Raw genomic sequence first — 19,270 nt, 5'->3', positions numbered from 1 at the left:
AGAAGTTCTTTATTGCTTGTCAGGCCGCCTTCGCGAGCAAGCCCGCTCCCACAGGGGATCTCCACCTGTGTGGGAGCGGGCTTGCTCGCGAAGGCGTCGCCTCAGACGCCGCCGATATCCGGCCCTTTCACGGTCCGGCTGACCTGCCCATTCACACCCACCGGCACTTCGCCCTTGAGCGTCACCCGCCGCACGATCCGGTCCTGAGTGCCGTAGTCATCCACCGCGTAATGTTGGGTGGAGCGGTTGTCCCAGATCGCCACATCACCAGCCTTCCAGCGCCAGCGCACGATGTTTTCCTGGCGGATCACATGGCTTTGCAGCAAGCCGAACAGGTGCGCCGAATCGGCCTGGGAATAGCCCTTGATGCGTTTGACGAAATGCCCCAGCAACAGGCTCTTCTCGCCGCTGATCGGGTGCACGCGGACCACCGGGTGTTCGGTCTCGTAGACGGTCGAGGTGAAGATCTTGCGATAGCGCTCCAGCTTCTCGGCCGAGACGTCAGGCCGGGTGCCGGCGTAGTCGTATTCGTTGCTGTGCACCGCGACCAGTTTGTCGGCCAGCTCGCGCAGCTCCTCGGATAAGCCGCTGTAAGCGGTGGCGGTGTTGGCCCACAGGGTGTCGCCGCCGAAAGCCGGGGCCACCACCGAGCGCAGGATCGAGGCTTTCGGGTAGGCCTCGACGAAGGTCACGTCGGTGTGCCACGAGCTGGCGCGCTGGCCCTCGGCACCGTCCAGTTCCAGCAGAAAACGCGTGCCTTCGCGCACCGGTACGGTCGGGTGCGCCACCGGTTCGCCGAGCAGATGGGCGAACGCTTCCTGGCGCTGATCGTCGAGCTGGGTCTGCTCGCGGAAGAAGATCACTTTGTATTGCAGCAGTGCCTGTTGAATGGCTTCAACAGTGGCGGCATCCAGCTCGCCGGAAAGCTCTACGCCACGAATTTCGGCACCGATGCGACCGGCCACCGGGTGGATTTCAAGCGCATGGACAGCGGGTTTTACAGCGATAGCGGCATTGCTCATGGGTAGACCCTCATCAGACTGCTTGCGGTTGAACCGGCCGCGAAACACTGCTCTATCTATATTCTATTTAGATCTAATAGATATCTACATGCTTCGTTGACGGAATAAGAGGTTGCATTTAAAACCTCAGTCAACCCTCGTCGCAAATGCCTTCGAGCTATTTTTAGGATGCCGGAAAAGCATATGGATCTTCGCCAGTTGCGTTACTTCATCGCCCTCGACGAACACCGCAGTTTCGTGCGCGCGGCCGAGGCCATGGGCATTACCCAGCCGGCCTTCAGCCGCAGCATTCAGGGGCTTGAGCACGAGTTCGGCTGCGTCCTGGTGGACCGTGGCAACAAGGATTTGCGCCCCACCCCCGAAGGCCTGGTGGTGCTGCAACATGCCCGCAGCCTGGTGCAGGGTGCGGCGTTGCTCAGCAGTGAAGTGACGCAGATGACCAAGCTCGATGCCGGTGAGCTGCGCTTCGGCTGCGGCCCGGCCCCGGCAGTGAAACTGGTGCCGGATGCGGTGGCGCAATTCATCAACGCGCACCCGAAAGTGCGCACCTGCTTCGAGGTGGATAACTGGGAAAAACTCAGCCGCGCCCTGAACCGTGAAGAGATCGAATTCTTCATCGCCGACATCCGCCATTTCGAGTCCGACCCGAATTTCCAGACCCAGGCCCTGACGCCCAAGCGCGGCGTGTTTTTCTGCCGCCCCGGGCATCCGCTGCTGGCCAAGGAGAGCCTGTCGACCAACGACATGTTCGATTACCCGCTGGCGACCACGATGATCCCGCCAGGCATTCGCAAGCTGCTGGCAAACCTCAGCGGCCGGGTGGATTTTTCGCCGAGCATCCAGACCGAACATTTCCCGGCGCTGGTGAAGGTGGTGCTGCAATCCAACGCCATCGGCGTGGGCACGGAGGAGGCGTTCATCGAGGACATTGCCCAGGGATCGCTGGTGCTGCTGCACTGGCGTAATTTGCCGCAGAACATCGAGAGCATGAATGCACGCTGCGGGATCGTCAGTCGCACCGGGTTCCGGCTGTCACCGGCAGCGCGGGCGATGATCGAGACGTTGGTGGCGGTGGACGGGCAGCAGGTCAGCGTCGCGGTTTAGGGCCTCTTCGCGAGCAAGCCCGCTCCCACATTTGATTTCCAGCGAACACAAAATTTGTGTACGACGCAGAACCATTGTAGGAGCTGGCTTGCCAGCGATGAGGCGCCGCTCAGGCGCCGACAATTCAGAGCTTCGCCGCTGCCAATTCCGGCGCCACCCAATCACTGACTTTGAACGACTTGCGAATCAGCTTCTGCTGCGAAGCCAGGTCGACCGCATCCTGCAATTTACCCAGGAACACCGGATCAAGCGTCGAAGGGAACACCTCGCTCAATTTCTGATCCTTCAAATCCTGGCTGAGAATCACCGGCGGATAACTCGCCAGTCCCGATACCAGCTGAACGTAGGCGTCCTTGTTGCTGTCCTGGGTCAGCCAGGTCACCGCCTGCTGCTGAGCCTTGAGCAATGTCGCCACGGCCTCGGGGTGCTCGTCGACAAACTTCCCGGTCCCCACCAACACCGCCTGCACGCTACCGGCGCCGTTCAGGTCCTTGGTACTCAGTGGCAACTCGGCCAACCCTTTGGCCTGCAAGCCCGTGAGCCCGGAACCGCCCCACGAAGCATCGATCTGCTTCGCCGCCAGTGCCGCGACCGCCGCGTTGAAGTCCAGGTTGATGACTTTCACATCCTTCTCGCTCAACCCCTGGCTGGCCAGCGCCGCGTCGAAGGACAACTGGCTGGCGGTGCCACGGAAGATGGCCACGCGTTTGCCCTTGAGGTCCTGCAGGGTCTTGATCCCCGAACCCGGCACCACACCGAGGTAATGCTTGACCCCGCGCGCCGAAGCGCTGAGCAACCGCGTATCCAGGCCATTGGACTTGCCGATGATGGCCGCCAGATCACCCAAGTAGGCCAGGTCAACCTGACCGTTGGCGAACGCCTCGTTGATCACCGGGCCTGCGCCCTTGAAGAAGCTCCACTGAATCTTGATGCCTTGATCGGCGAACGCCTTTTCGAAGATCTGTTGATCACGCAGCACATCCACCACACCGCCACCACTGTGCTGGGTCCCGGCACTCAGGTCCGGCACGGCGATGCGGATTTCCTTGAGCTCACCAGCGTTGGCCGTGAAGACCAACAGGCCCGCCAGGGCCGGTGCGGCGAACAGGCTGATGACACGTTTGAAGGGAAGGTTCATGGGTGCGGCTCCTTGGGGCAACGGGCGTTGAGGAGCCGAAAGTAGGCTGAAGTAGAACCAGCACTTAAATACTATAAATTCACATTTTTAGATCATTTGGATCTATATCAACACGGGCGGGCCTCTCCGCCAGGTATGCCTTGGCAGCATCGAAAATATTCTTCGAATGCATTGGATACAGCGGCGGATGGCGGCCTTAAATGGTCTCGCTTATCTCCCAATAGCATTGATCTTAATTTTTATAGATCAATTTCGCATACACCTTAACCCCCTGTGGGAGCGGGCTTGCTCGCGAAAGCGGCGTGTCAGGCAACGATGAAGTGACTGTGACGCCCTCTTCTTCGCGAGCAAGCCCGCTCCCACAAAAGGCAGGCCTGTATTGCAACCCGACAACGGAGGTCACCCATGGCCCGTGTTTCCCTTCTGAGCCTGCCGCTGTCCGCACCTCGGCTTGATGGTCGACGGCATTGGCCGACGCTGAGCCAGCGGCTCTTGCCCTGGCTATTACCCGTCAGTCTGTTTGTGCTGTGGTGGCTCGCCAGCCGCAATCACTGGATGAGCGAGCAGATCCTGCCGGCGCCGAGCCTGGTCTGGAACAGCGCGGTCGAACTGTCCCAGGGCGAGTTGTGGAGCCACTTGTGGATCAGCCTGCAACGCCTGTTCTGGGGATTGCTTGCCGGGATCAGCGCAGGTGCTGTCTTGGGGGCGGCACTGGGTTTCAGTCGTCGCCTGGAGCGCCTGGTGTTTCCAACTTTCGCCGGATTGGCGCAAGTCCCGACCCTGGCCTGGATTCCATTGTTCATGGTGTTTTTCGGCATCGGTGAAGTGCTGAAGCTGGTGGTGCTGATCAAGGCCATCGTGGTGCCGGTGACCCTGCATACGCTGGTCGGTGTACGCGATGCACAACCCAGGCTGCGCGAAGCCGCCGCTGTATTGCGCCTGCCCAGGCACCTGTTGATCCGCCGCCTGGTGCTGCCAGCCGCGCTGCCGGCGTTCATGGCCGGCGTGCGCCTCGCACTGGCCGCCGGCTGGACCTCGCTGCTGGCTGTCGAGCTGCTCGCGTCGAGCGAAGGCATCGGTTACCTGATGGTCTGGGCGCGGCAGTTGTTCATGCTAGACATTGTGTTCGTGTGCATTGTGGTGATCGGCTTGATCGGCGTGGCGATGGATCGCGGCATCGGTCTTCTGGACAGGAAACTGGTGCACTGGCCGCACCCGGCCACCGCCGAAATCCGTCGCGGGCCGCGTTATCAAGGTTGGCAGCGCGTGCAACCGTGGCTGCTGCCGTTGGCGCTGCTGGCGTTGTGGCAACTGGCCTCGGATCAGCAGTGGGTTGACGCGAACATTCTGGTCAGCCCGCTGGCCGTCCTGCAGACCACCCGGGATGGCTTGCTCGACGGCACACTGCTTGGCGCCATGGCCCTGAGCCTGGGCCGAACCCTTGGCGGATTGCTGCTCGGTGGCGGGCTCGGGTTTGCCTTGGGCCTGCTGCTGGGGTTGTCGCGCACCAGTGAACGCGTGCTGGGCCCGACCCTCGCCGCCATCCGCCAGATCGCCATTTTTGCCTGGGTGCCACTGCTCACCGCGTGGTTCGGCCTGGGTGAACTGGCCAAGTGGGTGTTCATTGCCCTCGCCGCCTTTTTCCCGCTGTTCATCGCCACCCAACGCAGCGTCGCCCACCTGTCGCCGCAACTGAACGAGGCCGCGCAGGTGCTGCGCCTGAATCTGCGCCAGCGCCTCGGTCGACTGGTGTTGCCGGGGGCCGCACCAGGGATTTTTGCAGGACTTCGCCTGAGCCTGATCTACGCCTGGCTCGGCACCATCGGCGCTGAATATTTCATGCCGTCCAACGGTGGCATCGGCAGCCAGATGATCGGCGCCCAGCAACTGCTGCGCATGGACCTGATCATGGCCGGCATGCTGCTGGTGGGCCTGACCGGCGCCCTGCTCAACCTCATTGGCCAACGCCTGGAAATCCGCGCCACCCGCTGGAGACACGCATGAACGCACCCATTGTCAGCTTCAATCACGTAGGCAAAACCTTCGACGTCGACGGCTTCACACTCGAGGCCATTCGCGAATTCAACCTGGACATCGTCGAGGGCGAGTTCGTCGCCATCGTCGGCTCCAGCGGTTGCGGCAAATCCACTTTACTGCGGCTGCTGGTGGGCCTCGATACACAGTTTCGTGGACAGATCAGCGTGGACGGAAAAGCCGTCACCGGCATCGGCGGCGAGCGCGGCATCGTCTTTCAGGAACACCGCTTGTTCCCATGGCTGAGCGTCGCCGACAACATCGGCCTAGGCCTGGTCAACGAGCCGTTGAGCGCTGCGCAAAAGCACAAGCGCATCCATGACTTCATCGAACTGGTAGGCCTCGGTGACTTCGCCCGCGCCTATCCGCACCAACTCTCCGGCGGCATGGCGCAGCGCGTGGCCATCGCTCGCGGCCTGGTGGCCAGCCCACGGATTCTGCTGCTGGACGAGCCCTTCGGCGCCCTCGATGCGCTGACCCGCCAGCAGATGCAGGGCGAACTGTTGGCGATCCGCGCCCGGGCCAAAATCACCACCGTGCTGGTCACCCACGATGTCGAGGAAGCGATCTTCCTCGCCGACCGCGTGGTGGTGATGGAGCCGCGTCCGGGTCGGATCAAGCAAGTGGTCGACATCGCCCTGCCCCATCCACGCCAGCGCAGCAGTTTCGACTTCCACCAATTGCGCGAAGAACTGCTTCACGAACTCACCAGCGACGATCACTACCAGCCCCCCGTGCCGGTGCAGGTCCGCGATCTCCCGCTGTCATTCATTGCCTACTGAAAAAGGAAATCATTGATGCCGCAACGTCCCAACTTTCTCGTGATCCTGGCCGACGACCTGGGCTTTTCCGACCTCGGCGCCTTCGGTGGCGAAATCAATACGCCGAACCTCGATGCCCTGGCCAACAATGGCCTGCGCCTGACCGATTTTCACACCGCACCGACCTGCTCGCCGACCCGTTCGATGCTGCTCACCGGCACCGACCACCACATCGCCGGCATCGGCACCATGGCCGAAGCACTGACCCCGGACCTGATCGGCAAACCGGGTTACGAAGGACATTTGAACGACCGTGTGGTCGCCCTGCCCGAACTGCTGCGCGAGGCCGGTTACCAGACATTGATGAGCGGCAAATGGCACCTGGGCCTGACCGCGGAACTGGCGCCCCACGCCCGGGGTTTCGAGCGCTCGTTTTCGCTGTTGCCCGGCGCAGCCAACCATTACGGCTTCGAGCCGACCTACGATGAAACGACGCCACGACTGCTCAAATCCACCCCGGCGCTGTACATCGAAGACGACCAGTTCATCGACGAACTGCCCAAGGATTTCTATTCTTCCGATGCCTTTGGCGACAAGCTGCTGCAATACCTCAAGGAGCGCGACCAGACCCGGCCGTTCTTCGCGTACCTGCCTTTTTCCGCGCCACACTGGCCGTTGCAGGCACCCGCCGATGTGGTCGAGAAATACCGTGGCCGCTATGACGCCGGCCCTGAAGTATTGCGACTCGAGCGCCTGGAAAAGCTCAAGTCGCTGGGATTGATCGAAGCCGATGTCGAGCCGCATCCACTGATCCAGCTGACCGCACAATGGGATGCCTTGAGCGACGAACAGCGGCAGATTTCCGCACGGGCCATGGAGGTGTATGCGGCGATGGTCGAGCGCATGGACTGGAACATCGGCCGCGTCGTCGACTACCTGCGCCAGCAAGGGCAACTGGACAACACGTTTATCCTGTTCATGTCCGATAACGGTGCCGAAGGGGCGCTGCTGGAGGCCTTTCCGAAATTCGGCCCGCAGTTGCTGACCTATCTCAACCAGCATTACGACAACAGCCTGGACAACATCGGCCGCGCCAATTCCTACGTCTGGTACGGGCCGAACTGGGCGCAAGTGGCGACCGCGCCGTCGCGGCTGTTCAAGGCCTTCACCACCGAAGGCGGGATTCGCGTGCCGGCGCTGGTGCATTACCCGCAGCTGTCGCTCAAGGGACAGATCAGCCACGGTTTCGGCACGGTGATGGACATCACGCCGACCATTCTGGATCTTGCCGGCGTGCGCCACCCGGGCAAGCAATGGCATGGCAAACCCGTGGCGGAAGTCCGCGGGAAATCGTGGCTGGGGTTCCTGTCAGGCGAGACGGCGCAGGTGCATGACGAGCACACCGTCACCGGGTGGGAATTGTTCGGACGCCGGGCGATTCGGCAGGGGCAATGGAAGGCGGTATACATCCCGGGGCCGGTAGGGCCGGCGACCTGGCAACTGTATGACCTGGGCAGTGATCCGGGGGAGATTCATGACCTGGCGTTGAGCCAACCGCAGAAGCTGAATGCCTTGATCGAGCATTGGCAGAAGTATGTGGATGAGACCGGGGTGATCTTGAGCGAGTCGCCGTTTCAGCCGGATTAAACATTACCCCCCGTGGCGAGGGAGCTTGCTCCCGCTGGGTCGCGAAGCGACCCCCTTATCCCGAAAACGAAGGGGACTGCTGCGCAGCCCAACGGGAGCAAGCTCCCTCGCCACAAGTACGAGTCAGACTTGAGCGGTTTGTGTCCTAACACCTACCGCCTCGTCCTTGCGCACAAACCTGTTAGCCCGCGCAAACGTGCCGAAATCATTGAACCGCACACCCATCTCGCGCATCACCCTGTGCCCGACCGGCACGGTCAACTGGCGGATGTAGAACGGTTCCTTCACCACGAAATGATGGATCCCGTGACTACTGCCGAAATTGAAGCAGAACGCCTGCAACGGCCACAGCCACCGCGCGTTGAGCACCTGGCACTGCTGCATCACGTTGCCCGGTTCCACGTCACCGTAGTAGTGCATGTTCGAGCTGATGAAGTGCAGGCAGAACGTGCGCAACACGTTCGGGCCGATGATCACGACTGCCGCGATGTCGATCACCTGCATCACCGACAACGTCGTCGCCGACCACTCGATCGGTGCGCCCAGCAGATGCGCAACGCCGTTCGCTGCATGGAAACCGAGAAACACGTACCACGCGCCCCAATGCATCAGCGCCAGCGGTGCGTAGACCTTGAGCGTGCGGTAAATGATGCTGAACTTCATGGCCCAGGTCTTGGCCCGCAGCATGCGGATGAACGACGACATCATGTTGTCGCCAATCATCAGCAATCGCGCGAACCCCCATGGCTCGCCATTGGTGATGGCGCGCTCTTCCATGTCGGCTTCGGAGCCGGAGACCTTATGGTGGTTGAGGTGCAGGTGACGGCGAATCCACGGATTGATGGTGCTTGGCCGCGCCAGCCATACCAGGCCCATCATCAGGTTGTGCGGCACTTTCTGCTTGCGGAAGTACATGCTGTGGATCAGGTCGTGTTCCAGCTCATGGGTCAGCGAGGCGAAAAATGCGTTAAGCAGCAGGCATGCCCACCAGACCATGTGCCCGGTCATGTAGAGCGCGGCCGAGCCGACCATACCGGCGATGGCGAAGGTCAGAATACCCGCGCCGATGGCGTCCTGACGCTTGAGAATCGGGTAGCGCTCACGCAACTCGACGCCTTTGGCCAGTACCACTTCACGGATATGGGCTGATCGCTGTGATGCATTCAGTCGCTGGGGGCTTGCAGAAGTACCGCTCATGCTTCCATCCTCTGGTTATTGATGGTTGCATCCTGCCTTGCGGACCCTCGCAACGCGGTAGCCGAGAACGCCAACCTGTTGACCGGAAGCGCCAATCAGCATGACTGAACCGACCTCCCTCGCCAGCTGGACCCGCGCCCTGCGCAAGCAACTCGATGCCCTGGGCATCGACAGCACCGCCCTGTGCCAGCAAGCGGGGCTCGACCCACAACTGATGGACGACCCAAACGCGCGCTACCCGTTGTCGGGCACCACGCACCTGTGGAATCTGGCGGTGCAGGCCAGCGGCGACCCGGCAATTGGCTTACGGGTTTCGCGCTTCGTCAGCCCGACCACCTTCCATGCGCTGGGTTATGCACTGGTGGCCAGCGGCAGCCTGCGGGAAGTGTTCGAACGCATCGTGCGCTATCACCAGGTGGTCAGCGATGCCCTGGAACTGGAACTGACCCGCACCGATGATCGCTACTGTTTCCGCCTGAAAATTCCCGCCGGCAACCCGGCCCCGGCCTTCGAGGCCATCGATGCCTTCATGGCGATCTACGTGCGCACTTGCCGCAATCGCCTGGGTCGCGACTATGCGCCGCTGGCGACCTACCTGCGCCGCCCGGAACCGGAAGACGCGCACCAATGGCATAAAGTCTTTCGCTCGCCCGTGCACTTCGGCACCGACGAGGACCGCCTGGAGTTCGCCCTCATCGACTTCGACAGCCATCTGGACGACGCCAACCCGGAACTGGCCGAACACAACGAAACCGTGCTCAAGCGCACCCTGGCGCAACTCAAACCGCTGACGTGGGAGCGCAAGGTCCGCGACGCCATTGAAGAACAACTGCCCGAAGGCGAACCCAGCGCCGAACACATCGCCAAGGCCCTGCACCTGAGCCTGCGCAGCCTGCAACGGCACCTGGCCGATGAAGGCTACCGATTCGATACGCTGCTCAACGAAAGCCGCGAAAACCTCGCGCTGCTACACCTGCGAGACCCGCAGGTGTCGCTGAGCGAAATCAGTTATCTGCTCGGGTTTGCCGATACCAGCAGCTTCAGTCGCGCGTTCAAACGCTGGACGGGGATGACGCCTGGGCAGTTTCGGGATGGGTTGCGCTGATTGATCCAGATGGTGAGTTGGCCCCATCGCGGGCAAGCCCGCTCCTACAGGTTTTTCGGTGACCACAAATCTCTGATTTACGCAGATCCCCTGTGGGAGCGGGCTTGCTCGCGAAAGCGGTGTGTCAGTTGAAATTGATTGACCTGACCTGACGCGTTCGCGAGCAAGCCCGCTCCCACATTGGTTCGTGTCAGCGCCGTCAGATCGTGGCCAGTTCCCGCAATCGGGCAGCATCGAGGATTTCAATTTCGCCGTAACTCAGCCCGATGATCCCCTGCCCCTGCAACTCCTTGAGAATCTGGTTGGTGGTCTGGCGCGACAGCGACAACATGGCGGCAAGCTGCTCCTGGGGCAGTTGCAGGACGCGGCGTGGCTCGTCGAGTTCGCCATAGCCTTCGGCGATCATCAACAAGCGGTGCGCCAGCCGTGCCGGGGCCGGTAACAGGCTCAGTTGTTCGAGGTTGATGAAGGTCATGCGCAGTTTCTGGCTCATCAGCAACGCCAATTGCCGCCAGTGCTGCGGATGCTCGTCGAGCAGCGCCAGCAAGGTGTTCTGGGGGATGTGCAACAGCGTGCACTGGCCCACGCCGTAGGCATCGTGGGTGCGCGGCTGACCGTCGAACAGGCAGATTTCGCCGAACCAGTGCGGCGGCTCCACCAGGCTCAGCAACGCTTCCTTGCCCTGCTCGCTCACGGCACCGACGCGCACCGCGCCTTCCAGTACCGCGTACAGGCCACAGGGCGGATCGCCGCGTTTGAACAGCCGCTGGCCCGGGGTCAAGCGCCGCAGCCTGGCCGTCGACAGCAGGCTATTCTGTAGGGAAACAGGCAAATGGCTGAACCACTGACCGCTCATCAGGCGTGGACGCCAAACCTGCATATCCATGAAAACTCCTAGAGATTGTCGCCTGGCTGACAGAGCGAGAAGTGACCCCGGGGCATGATCAACCACCCCACAGGAGAACAACAATGAAAAGCCTCGTCGACCACCTCAGTCAATACGCCGCTTACCACCGTGACCCGCGCAACATCGCCTCGCACTTTATCGGCATTCCGCTGATCGTGGTGGCCGTCGCGGTGTTGTTGTCCCGGCCTGAATGGTCACTGGGCGGCGTGTGGCTGTCACCGGCGGTGCTCGTCTCGCTGGCATCGGCGTGGTTTTACCTGCGCCTGGAGTTGCGTCTTGGCGTGCTGATGACGGTATTGCTCGGGCTGTCCGTGTGGGCAGGCCATGCGCTGGCGCAGCAAAACACGCTGGTCTGGCTGGGCAGTGGCGTGGCGATGTTTGTGATCGGCTGGGCGATCCAGTTTGTCGGCCATCACTACGAAGGACGCAAGCCGGCATTTGTCGATGACGTGACCGGGTTGATTATCGGGCCGTTGTTTGTGGTGGCTGAACTGGCGTTCATGCTGGGGATGCGCCATGACCTCAAGGAGCAGATCGAGGCGCGAGCGGGGGGTGTGCGGGTCAATCCGAAGCGTGCAGCTGTCTAGATCGCATTCGCGGGCAAGCCCGCTCCCACAGTGGATTGGCGCCGAACACAAAAGTTGTGATCACCCCGAAACCTGTGGGAGCGGGCTTGCTCGCGAAGCTTTTGACTTTAAATATTGGCGACCTTCTGCCAGACCTTCGGCTTGAAGAACAGCGTCTCACCCTTCGCCAAACCAACCAGGCTGTCGTGATCCTTGACCACTTCGGCCTCGATCAAATCAGTCTGGCCCTCTACCTTCAGCGTCACTCGCGTCGTCGCGCCCAGCGGACGAATATCGCGCACCTCAGCCGCGTGATGGTCGTCCAGTTCATGGCGCGACAGCGACACCTCGTGCGGGCGGAACAGCACGTGGTTGTCCTCCCCCAAATGCAGACGGTTCGAATCACCGAGGAAGTGATAGACGAAATCGCTGGCCGGGTTTTCGTAGACGTCGCCCGGTGAACCGATCTGCTCGATCACACCCTTGTTCATCACCACGATGCGGTCGGCGACTTCCATCGCTTCTTCCTGGTCGTGGGTCACGAACACCGAGGTCAGGTTGATGTCTTCGTGCAGACGCGCCAGCCACCGACGCAGTTCTTTACGGACCTTGGCGTCGAGAGCGCCGAAGGGTTCGTCGAGCAGCAACACTTTCGGTTCCACCGCCAGCGCCCGGGCCAAGGCAATGCGTTGACGCTGACCACCAGAGAGTTGTTCCGGGTAGCGGTCCGACAGCCAGTCCAGTTGCACCATGTTCAGCAGTTCGTGGACTTTGGTGGCGATCTGGCTTTCGCTCGGGCGCTGGTTTTTCGGCTTCATGCGCAGGCCGAACGCGACGTTGTCGAACACCGTCATGTGGCGGAACAAAGCGTAGTGCTGGAACACGAAACCGACGTTGCGATCGCGCACGTCGTGGCCGGAAACGTCTTCACCGTGGAATACGATGTTGCCCTGGTCCGGAGTCTCCAGGCCGGCGATGATCCGCAGCAGCGTGGTCTTGCCGCAGCCCGACGGACCGAGCAACGCGACGAGTTCGCCGCTGTGGATGTCCAGGCTGATGTTGTCCAGCGCCTTGAACGCGTTGAAATTCTTGCTGACGTTACGCACTTCGATCGACATGAATTATTCCTCCGCGGCGCTGGCGCGCAGGCGGTTAATACGGTTTTCGCTCCACTGCTTGAGCAGCAGGATGAAGAGCGCCAGGATCAGCAACAGGCTCGCCACGGCGAACGCGGCCACGTGGTTGTATTCGTTGTAGAGGATCTCGACGTGCAGCGGCAGGGTGTTGGTCACCCCGCGAATGTGCCCGGAAACCACCGATACCGCACCGAATTCACCCATGGCCCGCGCGGTGCACAGCACCACGCCGTAGATCAGGCCCCATTTGATGTTGGGTACGGTGACGTGCCAGAACATCTGCCAGCCGTTGGCCCCGAGCAGACGTGCAGCCTCCTCTTCCTGAGTGCCTTGTTCCTGCATCAGCGGGATCAGCTCTCGGGCCACGAACGGCACCGTGACGAAAATCGTCGCCAGCACGATGCCCGGCAGGGCGAAGACGATCTGAATGTCGTGATCCTGCAGCCACGGGCCAAACAGGCCCTGGGCACCGAACATCAACACATAGACCAGACCGGCGATCACCGGCGACACCGAGAACGGCAGGTCGATCAGTGTCACCAGCATGCTCTTGCCGCGGAACGAGTATTTGCTCACGCACCAGGCGGCACTGACGCCGAACACCAGGTTCAGCGGCACCGAAATCAGTACGGCGATGACCGTGAGCTTCAGCGCCGACAGCGCGTCCGGCTCGAAGATCGCGGTGAAAAACGCCCCGAGACCGAGTTTCAGGCCCTGGGACACCACGATGAACAGCGGCAGCAGCAGGAACAGGGCAAAAATCAGCCAGCCAAGGCCGATCAGGACTCGCCGCGAAGTCGCACTGCCACGGCGGGCAGCGTTCGAGGAAGCGGCAGCAATAGACGATTGGGACATGGGTGCGCCTCCTTATGGGGTTTCGATGCGTCGCTGCAACAAGTTGATCAGCAGCAACAGGACGAAGGAAACCACCAGCATCAGTACACCAATGGACGTGGCGCCGGTGTAATCGTATTGGTCGAGCTTGACCATGATCAGCAGCGGCAGGATCTCGGTTTTCATCGGCATGTTGCCGGCGATGAAAATCACCGAACCGTACTCGCCGACCCCGCGGGCAAAGGCCAGTGCGAAGCCGGTCAGCCATGCTGGCAACAGTGCCGGCAGCAGGATATGGCGGAAAACCTGTAATGGTTTTGCACCCAGGCACGCGGCCGCTTCTTCGACCTCACGAGGGATATCGGCCAATACTGGCTGTACGGTACGTACTACGAATGGAAGTGTCACAAAAGTGAGGGCAAGGGTGATGCCCAAGGGGGTGTAGGCGATCTTGAAACCCAGATCCGCTGCAAACTGACCGACCAGGCCGGTAGGGGTGTACAACGCCGTCAGCGCAATACCGGCCACCGCCGTGGGCAATGCGAACGGCAAGTCGATCATTGCATCGATCACTTTTCGTCCAGGGAAGGTATAGCGCACCAACACCCAGGCCAGCAGCGTGCCGATGATGCCGTTGATGATCGCGGCACACAGGGCGGTGCCGAAGCTGAGCTTCAACGCCGCAAGCACCCGTGGCGCCGAGATGATTGCCCAGAACTGATCCCAGGTGAGTTGAGCGGCATGCACGAACATCGCCGCCAGTGGTATGAGCACAATCAGGCTGAGGTACACCAAGGTGTAGCCCAGCGTCAGCCCGAAGCCGGGTATGACGGGGGAGATACGACGCGACATAAAAGTCCTTGGTTAAAAAGCGATCAACTAAACCCATCCTTGTGGGAGCGGGCTTGCTCGCGAAGAGGGCGCATCAGTCAACATTGATGTCGTCTGACGCACCGCCTTCGCGAGCAAGCCCGCTCCCACATGTTATGCAGCTTAAGCCAGGTTATTGCGCCTGGTAGATCTGATCGAACACGCCTCCGTCATTGAAGAATTTCGGCTGTGCGGTTTTCCAGCCGCCGAAGTCCTTGTCGATGCTCACCAGTTCCAGTTTCGGGAACTGTTGGGCGTACTTGGCGGCCACGTCCTTGTCACGTGGACGATAGAAGTTCTTCGCCGCAATTTCCTGGCCAGCCGGGCTGTACAGGTGCTTGAGGTAGGCTTCGGCGATCTGCTCGTTGCCCTTTTTCTCGGCGTTTTTGTCGACCACAGCCACTGGCGGTTCAGCGAGGATCGACAGCGAAGGCACGACGATCTCGAACTTGTCGGCGCCGCCCTCTTCTTTCAGCGCCAGGAAGGCTTCGTTTTCCCAGGCCAGCAACACGTCGCCCTGACCGTTGTTGACGAAGGTAATGGTCGAGCCACGAGCGCCGGTGTCCAGCACTGGCACGTGCTTGAACAGGGTTTGTACGTATTCCTTGGCCTTGGCTTCATCACCGCCGTTGGCTTTGAGGCCATAGGCCCAGGCTGCGAGGAAGTTCCAGCGGGCACCGCCGGAGGTTTTCGGGTTCGGCGTGATCACCGAGACGTCATTCTTGACCAGGTCGCCCCAGTCCTTGATGCCTTTAGGGTTGCCCTTGCGCACCAGGAACACGATGGTCGAGGTGTAGGGAGTGCTCGCTTCCGGCAGGCGCTTTTGCCAGTCGGCCGGCAGGGTCTTGCCGAGCTTGGCGATTTCGTCGATGTCACCGGCCAGGGCCAGGGTCACGACATCGGCACGCAGGCCATCGATCACTGCCCGGCCTTGCTTGCCCGAGCCGCCGTGGGATTGCTGGACCTTCACGGTGTCGCCGGCATGATCCTTCTGCCAGAACTTGATGAATTCGGCGTTGTAGTCCTGGTACAGCTCGCGGGTCGGGTCATACGACACGTTGAGCAGCTCGTAATCCTTGGCTACCGCGGAACCGGCAAAAAGGGCGCTGGCCAGGGCGGCCAAAGCGAAGTGGCGAATCGACGACATGATGAAAGCTCCTGGAATTCTTGGTGTGTTGGCTTTTCTTATGGATAACGGGAACCGCGATGCCTGTTTCGCCTCAGCCCGGCTTGTTGCCCGGCTGCTGCAAACGGAATTTTTCTTTACGTTCGATCTGCACCACCTGGGCGTTGTGCACGGTGATTTCCACGGCACCAAAGCGCAGGTCGCGCAGGGCACTCTGGATTTCCCGCAGGATGGTGGCTTCGTCTTGACCGTCGACGCTACGCAGGGATGCGCTCATATTGCTGCTCCTTCAACTAAGAGGTTGCCTCGCAGTGTCGGCACTGCTTGCGGCTTGGGAGCAATACTAGAGAGGTGTGGATATTCTTAAAAAGACTATTTAAGAATGTTTATATAACCAGAAGAGATTACTTGAAGAGACAAGGGTTTGAGGTCAATAACCCTCTTTCAGGCAAACCAAAAACCCTGCGGGAGCGGGCTTGCTCGCGAAGAGGTCGGCACATTCAACACCCCTGTCGCCTGACAGTCCGCCTTCGCGAGCAAGCCCGCTCCCACAGGGTTTGCGCCTATCCGATCACCGGCGCATGCATCCAATCCAGCTGCACCGCCGGCACCGGCCGCCCAAACCAGTAGCCCTGACCCAGATCGCAATCGTGCTCGAGCAGAAATGCCGCCTGCTCAGCCTGCTCGATCCCCTCGGCATGCACCTGCATGCCCATGCTTTGAGCCAAGGCAATGATCACCCGCGAGATCGCCGCATCATCCTCATCCCACGGCAATCCGGCGACGAAGCCCTGGTCGATTTTCAGTTTCTGCACCGGCAGACGCTTGAGCCGCAGCAATGATGAGTAACCCGTACCGAAATCGTCGATGGCCAGGCGCACCCCCAACTCGCGCAGACGATGCATCTGCTCCAGCGCGACTTCCGGGTCCTCCATCACCGCGCTTTCGGTGACTTCCAGCTCAAGACAAGCCGGCTCCAGCCCGGTTTCGCGCAGCACCTGCGCCACCTGCTGATACAGCTCACGACGGGCGAACAGGCGCGAAGAAACGTTGACCGCGACGAATGACAGCACCACCCCGCCCTGCTGCCACTGACACATCTGCCGACACGCCTGTGCCATGACCCAGGCGTCGATTTCGGCGATCAAACCGGTTCGTTCAGCGACCGGAATGAACTCCGCCGGCGACACCAATCCCCGCTGCGGGTGTTGCCAGCGCACCAGCGCCTCGACACCAATCAGGCGACCGGCCTTGAGGTCGTGAACCGTCTGGTAATAAACCCGCAGCTCTTGCTGGTCCAGGGCGCGGCGCAATTCGAAGGCGATCTCGACCCGTTGCTGGGCGTGGGCCGTCAGCTCTTCGGTGTACAGGGCATAATCATTGCGCCCCGTGCTCTTGGCCTTGAACAGTGCCGAATCGGCATTACGCAGCAGTTGCTCGACGCTCAGGGCATCGCTGGGGAACAGGCTGATACCGATGCTGGTGTTGATGAACAACTGGTGCCCATCAATGAGGAACGGCTCTTTAAGGCCATCGATAATCCGCTGGGCCAACGCAGCGGCCTGAACCAGTTGCGGACAGCTTTCGGCGAGTACGGCGAACTCATCCCCACCCAGCCGCGCCAGGGTGATGCCAGGGCCGAACATGGCAGCCAGACGCCCGGCCACGGCCTTGAGCAACTGATCCCCGATGGTGTGCCCAAGGCTGTCGTTGATCATCTTGAAATGATCGAGATCGATCATCAGCAGCGCGCAGCCACGCTTGTGCACCTGTGCCGAAGCCAGGGCCTGTTCGGCGCGGTCGGTGAACAACAGGCGATTCGGCAGGTCGGTCAGCGGATCGTGGTGCGCCAGGTGCATCAACTCGTGCTCAGAGTTCTTGATGGCACTGATATCGGAAAACACCGCCACGAACTGGCTCGGCTGGCCGTAGTCATCGCGGATCAGGCGGATCGTTTGCCATTGCGGGTAAATCTCGCCGCTTTTGCGCCGGTTCCAGATTTCCCCGCTCCACTCCCCGTTGCTTGCAAGCGCGGCGAACATCGCCTGATAGAACTGCGCTGGATGGCGTCCCGACTTGAACATATTGGGCCGCTGTCCCAGTACGTCCTCAGAGCCGTAACCGGTGATTTCCATAAAGGCCCGGTTCACATGGACGATCACGCCTTCACGATTGGTGACCAGCACGCCTTCGCGGGTGCAGTCGAACACTGCCGCGGCCTGGCGCAGACGCTCGCGGTTGATACTGCGCTCGCGCAATGTGGCGCCGATTCCCAGACAGCGCAGCAACCGCGCCCGGGCAATGAAGATCAACCCGGCGCTGAACAGCACCCAGACATAACCGTTGATCAGTTGCCATCGCAGTCGCTCGGCGGAGTTATCGAAGAAACTGTTCAATAAATAGCCACTGATCTGCAGCCAAACCACAGAAAGCAACAGATAGAGCAGCGCTGCACGCAAGGCATCGCGATAGGTGGGAGACATCCGGCGATCCATGTCCTTACAAAAAGGTTGGAATTATAGTTTAAAGACACATCCAGCCACTCTTATCTGAAAGGGTGACTGGTTTTCTGTGTTGGCTTAGTGATAATGCAACGGCTGTTTTTTTCTTTATCGAGGGCCCTACAGCCTATGTGGTACGAAGGTTTTCTTGGCTTGTCCGCCTGGTCACTGGTGGCAGTCACCCTGCTGATGACCCACGTCACGATCATCGCCGTCACGGTCTATCTGCATCGTTACTCGGCCCATCGCTCCCTGGAGCTGAATGGGGGCCTCAAGCATTTCTTCCGTTTCTGGCTGTGGTTGACCACGGCGCAGAACACCCGCGAGTGGACCGCCATCCACCGCAAGCATCACGCCAAATGCGAAACCGTCGATGATCCGCACAGCCCGGTCGTCAAGGGATTGTCCACGGTGCTGCGCAAAGGCGCCGAGCTGTACCGCGCCGAAGCGGAAAACCCCGAGACCCTGCGCATCTATGGCAAGAACTGCCCCGAAGACTGGATCGAGCGCAACCTCTACAGCCGCTTCCCGCTGCTGGGCATCGCGATCATGGGCGTTATCGACGTGCTGCTGTTCGGCACCATCGGCATCACCATCTGGGCCATCCAGATGATGTGGATCCCGGTGTGGGCCGCCGGCGTGGTCAATGGCCTGGGCCACGCCATCGGGTACCGCAACTTCGAATGCCGCGATGCGGCGACCAACCTGGTGCCGTGGGGCATCCTGATTGGCGGCGAAGAACTGCATAACAACCATCACACCTACCCTAACTCGGCAAAACTGTCGGTGAAGAAGTGGGAATTCGACCTGGGCTGGGCGTGGATCAAAGTCTTCAGCTTCCTGCGCCTGGCCAAGGTTCAACGGGTTGCACCGATTGCCCACCGTGTCGAAGGCAAGGGCAACCTGGACATGGACACCGCCATGGCGATCCTCAACAACCGCTTCCAGATCATGGCCCAGTACCGCAAGCTGGTGATCGGCCCGCTGGTCAAGCAAGAACTGGAAAAGGTCGATCACTCGGTGCGCCACCAGTTCCACCGGGCCAAGCGCCTGCTTTCGCGGGAGACCAGCCTGCTGGATGACAAACACCATGTGCGCATCCAGAACATGCTCGAGCACAGCCAGGCACTGAAGGTAATTTACGAGAAACGCCTGGCCCTGCAGCAGATCTGGGTCAAGACCAGCTCAAATGGTCACGACATGCTGGCGGCCATCAAGGACTGGGTACACGAAGCCGAAGCCAGCGGGATTCAATCCCTGCGCGACTTCGCCGACCAGTTGAAAACCTACTCCCTGCGTCCAACCGCCGCCTGACCTTCGGG

Annotated in this window: 17 protein-coding genes; 7 read left to right on the top strand and 10 right to left on the bottom strand. The window is 60.8% G+C overall.

The window, feature by feature from the left end:
• Positions 1 to 101: 101 nt before the first annotated feature.
• Positions 102 to 1,022, bottom strand: a complete 921-nt coding sequence (locus QMK54_RS00895; protein WP_110660779.1) for a TauD/TfdA dioxygenase family protein — start codon at positions 1,020 to 1,022, stop codon at positions 102 to 104.
• Between the two features lie 183 nt (positions 1,023 to 1,205).
• Here QMK54_RS00895 and QMK54_RS00890 point away from each other — a divergent pair, with 183 nt between their 5' ends.
• Positions 1,206 to 2,126 carry a LysR family transcriptional regulator gene (locus QMK54_RS00890; RefSeq protein ID WP_223588873.1) on the top strand — a complete coding sequence of 307 codons (921 nt, stop codon included), beginning with the start codon at positions 1,206 to 1,208 and terminating at the stop codon, positions 2,124 to 2,126.
• A gap of 124 nt (positions 2,127 to 2,250) precedes the next feature.
• Here QMK54_RS00890 and QMK54_RS00885 read toward each other — a convergent pair whose 3' ends face one another.
• Complete coding sequence (locus QMK54_RS00885; RefSeq protein WP_320401872.1) at positions 2,251 to 3,264, bottom strand: ABC transporter substrate-binding protein; 1,014 nt, start codon at positions 3,262 to 3,264, stop codon at positions 2,251 to 2,253.
• Between the two features lie 405 nt (positions 3,265 to 3,669).
• Here QMK54_RS00885 and QMK54_RS00880 point away from each other — a divergent pair, with 405 nt between their 5' ends.
• From QMK54_RS00880 to QMK54_RS00870, 3 genes are read left to right on the top strand one after another with little or no spacing between them, the layout of a single operon-like run.
• Positions 3,670 to 5,268: an ABC transporter permease gene (locus QMK54_RS00880; RefSeq protein WP_320401871.1), complete on the top strand. Its 1,599-nt coding sequence runs from the start codon at positions 3,670 to 3,672 to the stop codon at positions 5,266 to 5,268.
• Entirely contained in the window at positions 5,265 to 6,080 is an 816-nt protein-coding gene (locus QMK54_RS00875; RefSeq protein ID WP_320401870.1) for an ABC transporter ATP-binding protein, read from the top strand. The genes QMK54_RS00880 and QMK54_RS00875 overlap by 4 nt, the downstream gene beginning before the upstream one ends.
• Positions 6,081 to 6,095: 15 nt before the next feature.
• Positions 6,096 to 7,706, top strand: a complete 1,611-nt coding sequence (locus QMK54_RS00870) for an arylsulfatase (protein WP_110660487.1) — start codon at positions 6,096 to 6,098, stop codon at positions 7,704 to 7,706.
• A gap of 123 nt (positions 7,707 to 7,829) precedes the next feature.
• On the opposite strand, the gene QMK54_RS00865 is transcribed toward QMK54_RS00870, so the two are convergent.
• Complete coding sequence (locus QMK54_RS00865) at positions 7,830 to 8,903, bottom strand: fatty acid desaturase (protein ID WP_320401869.1); 1,074 nt, start codon at positions 8,901 to 8,903, stop codon at positions 7,830 to 7,832.
• 100 nt (positions 8,904 to 9,003) lie between these two features.
• Between QMK54_RS00865 and QMK54_RS00860 the strand changes: the two genes are divergently transcribed.
• Positions 9,004 to 10,008, top strand: a complete 1,005-nt coding sequence (locus tag QMK54_RS00860) for an AraC family transcriptional regulator (protein WP_320401868.1) — start codon at positions 9,004 to 9,006, stop codon at positions 10,006 to 10,008.
• Positions 10,009 to 10,207: 199 nt separating this feature from the next.
• On the opposite strand, the gene QMK54_RS00855 is transcribed toward QMK54_RS00860, so the two are convergent.
• A complete protein-coding gene (locus QMK54_RS00855) occupies positions 10,208 to 10,894 on the bottom strand; it encodes a Crp/Fnr family transcriptional regulator (protein WP_320401867.1) in 687 nt (228 codons plus the stop codon).
• An 83-nt stretch (positions 10,895 to 10,977) separates the two neighbouring features.
• On the opposite strand from QMK54_RS00855, the gene QMK54_RS00850 reads away from it, so the two are divergent.
• A complete protein-coding gene (locus QMK54_RS00850) occupies positions 10,978 to 11,502 on the top strand; it encodes a DUF962 domain-containing protein (RefSeq protein ID WP_320401866.1) in 525 nt (174 codons plus the stop codon).
• 107 nt (positions 11,503 to 11,609) lie between these two features.
• Here the strand turns inward: QMK54_RS00850 and QMK54_RS00845 are convergent, their stop codons facing one another.
• From QMK54_RS00845 to dibA, 6 genes are all read right to left on the bottom strand, one after another.
• On the bottom strand, positions 11,610 to 12,599 hold the full coding sequence (locus QMK54_RS00845) for a sulfate/molybdate ABC transporter ATP-binding protein (RefSeq protein WP_223588860.1): 990 nt from the start codon (positions 12,597 to 12,599) through the stop codon (positions 11,610 to 11,612).
• A 3-nt stretch (positions 12,600 to 12,602) separates the two neighbouring features.
• Positions 12,603 to 13,472 (bottom strand): sulfate ABC transporter permease subunit CysW, encoded by an 870-nt coding sequence (gene cysW / locus QMK54_RS00840; protein ID WP_008068643.1) that lies wholly within the window; start codon positions 13,470 to 13,472, stop codon positions 12,603 to 12,605.
• A 12-nt stretch (positions 13,473 to 13,484) separates the two neighbouring features.
• A complete protein-coding gene (gene cysT / locus QMK54_RS00835) occupies positions 13,485 to 14,303 on the bottom strand; it encodes a sulfate ABC transporter permease subunit CysT (protein WP_007972956.1) in 819 nt (272 codons plus the stop codon).
• A 151-nt stretch (positions 14,304 to 14,454) separates the two neighbouring features.
• Positions 14,455 to 15,468 carry a sulfate ABC transporter substrate-binding protein gene (locus tag QMK54_RS00830; RefSeq protein WP_103396806.1) on the bottom strand — a complete coding sequence of 338 codons (1,014 nt, stop codon included), beginning with the start codon at positions 15,466 to 15,468 and terminating at the stop codon, positions 14,455 to 14,457.
• Between the two features lie 73 nt (positions 15,469 to 15,541).
• Positions 15,542 to 15,724, bottom strand: a complete 183-nt coding sequence (gene oscA / locus QMK54_RS00825; protein ID WP_007975618.1) for a sulfur starvation response protein OscA — start codon at positions 15,722 to 15,724, stop codon at positions 15,542 to 15,544.
• 286 nt (positions 15,725 to 16,010) lie between these two features.
• Positions 16,011 to 17,930, bottom strand: coding sequence for a phosphodiesterase DibA (dibA, locus tag QMK54_RS00820; RefSeq protein WP_320401865.1), 1,920 nt, complete (start codon positions 17,928 to 17,930; stop codon positions 16,011 to 16,013).
• A gap of 147 nt (positions 17,931 to 18,077) precedes the next feature.
• Between dibA and desA the strand changes: the two genes are divergently transcribed.
• A complete protein-coding gene (gene desA / locus QMK54_RS00815; protein ID WP_320401864.1) occupies positions 18,078 to 19,262 on the top strand; it encodes a delta-9 fatty acid desaturase DesA in 1,185 nt (394 codons plus the stop codon).
• Positions 19,263 to 19,270: the final 8 nt, after the last annotated feature.

This window comes from Pseudomonas sp. P5_109, from assembly GCF_034009455.1.
Lineage (GTDB): Bacteria > Pseudomonadota > Gammaproteobacteria > Pseudomonadales > Pseudomonadaceae > Aquipseudomonas.
The sequence above is the reverse complement of the archived record's forward strand: the minus strand, read 5'-3'. Positions and strand labels throughout refer to the sequence as shown.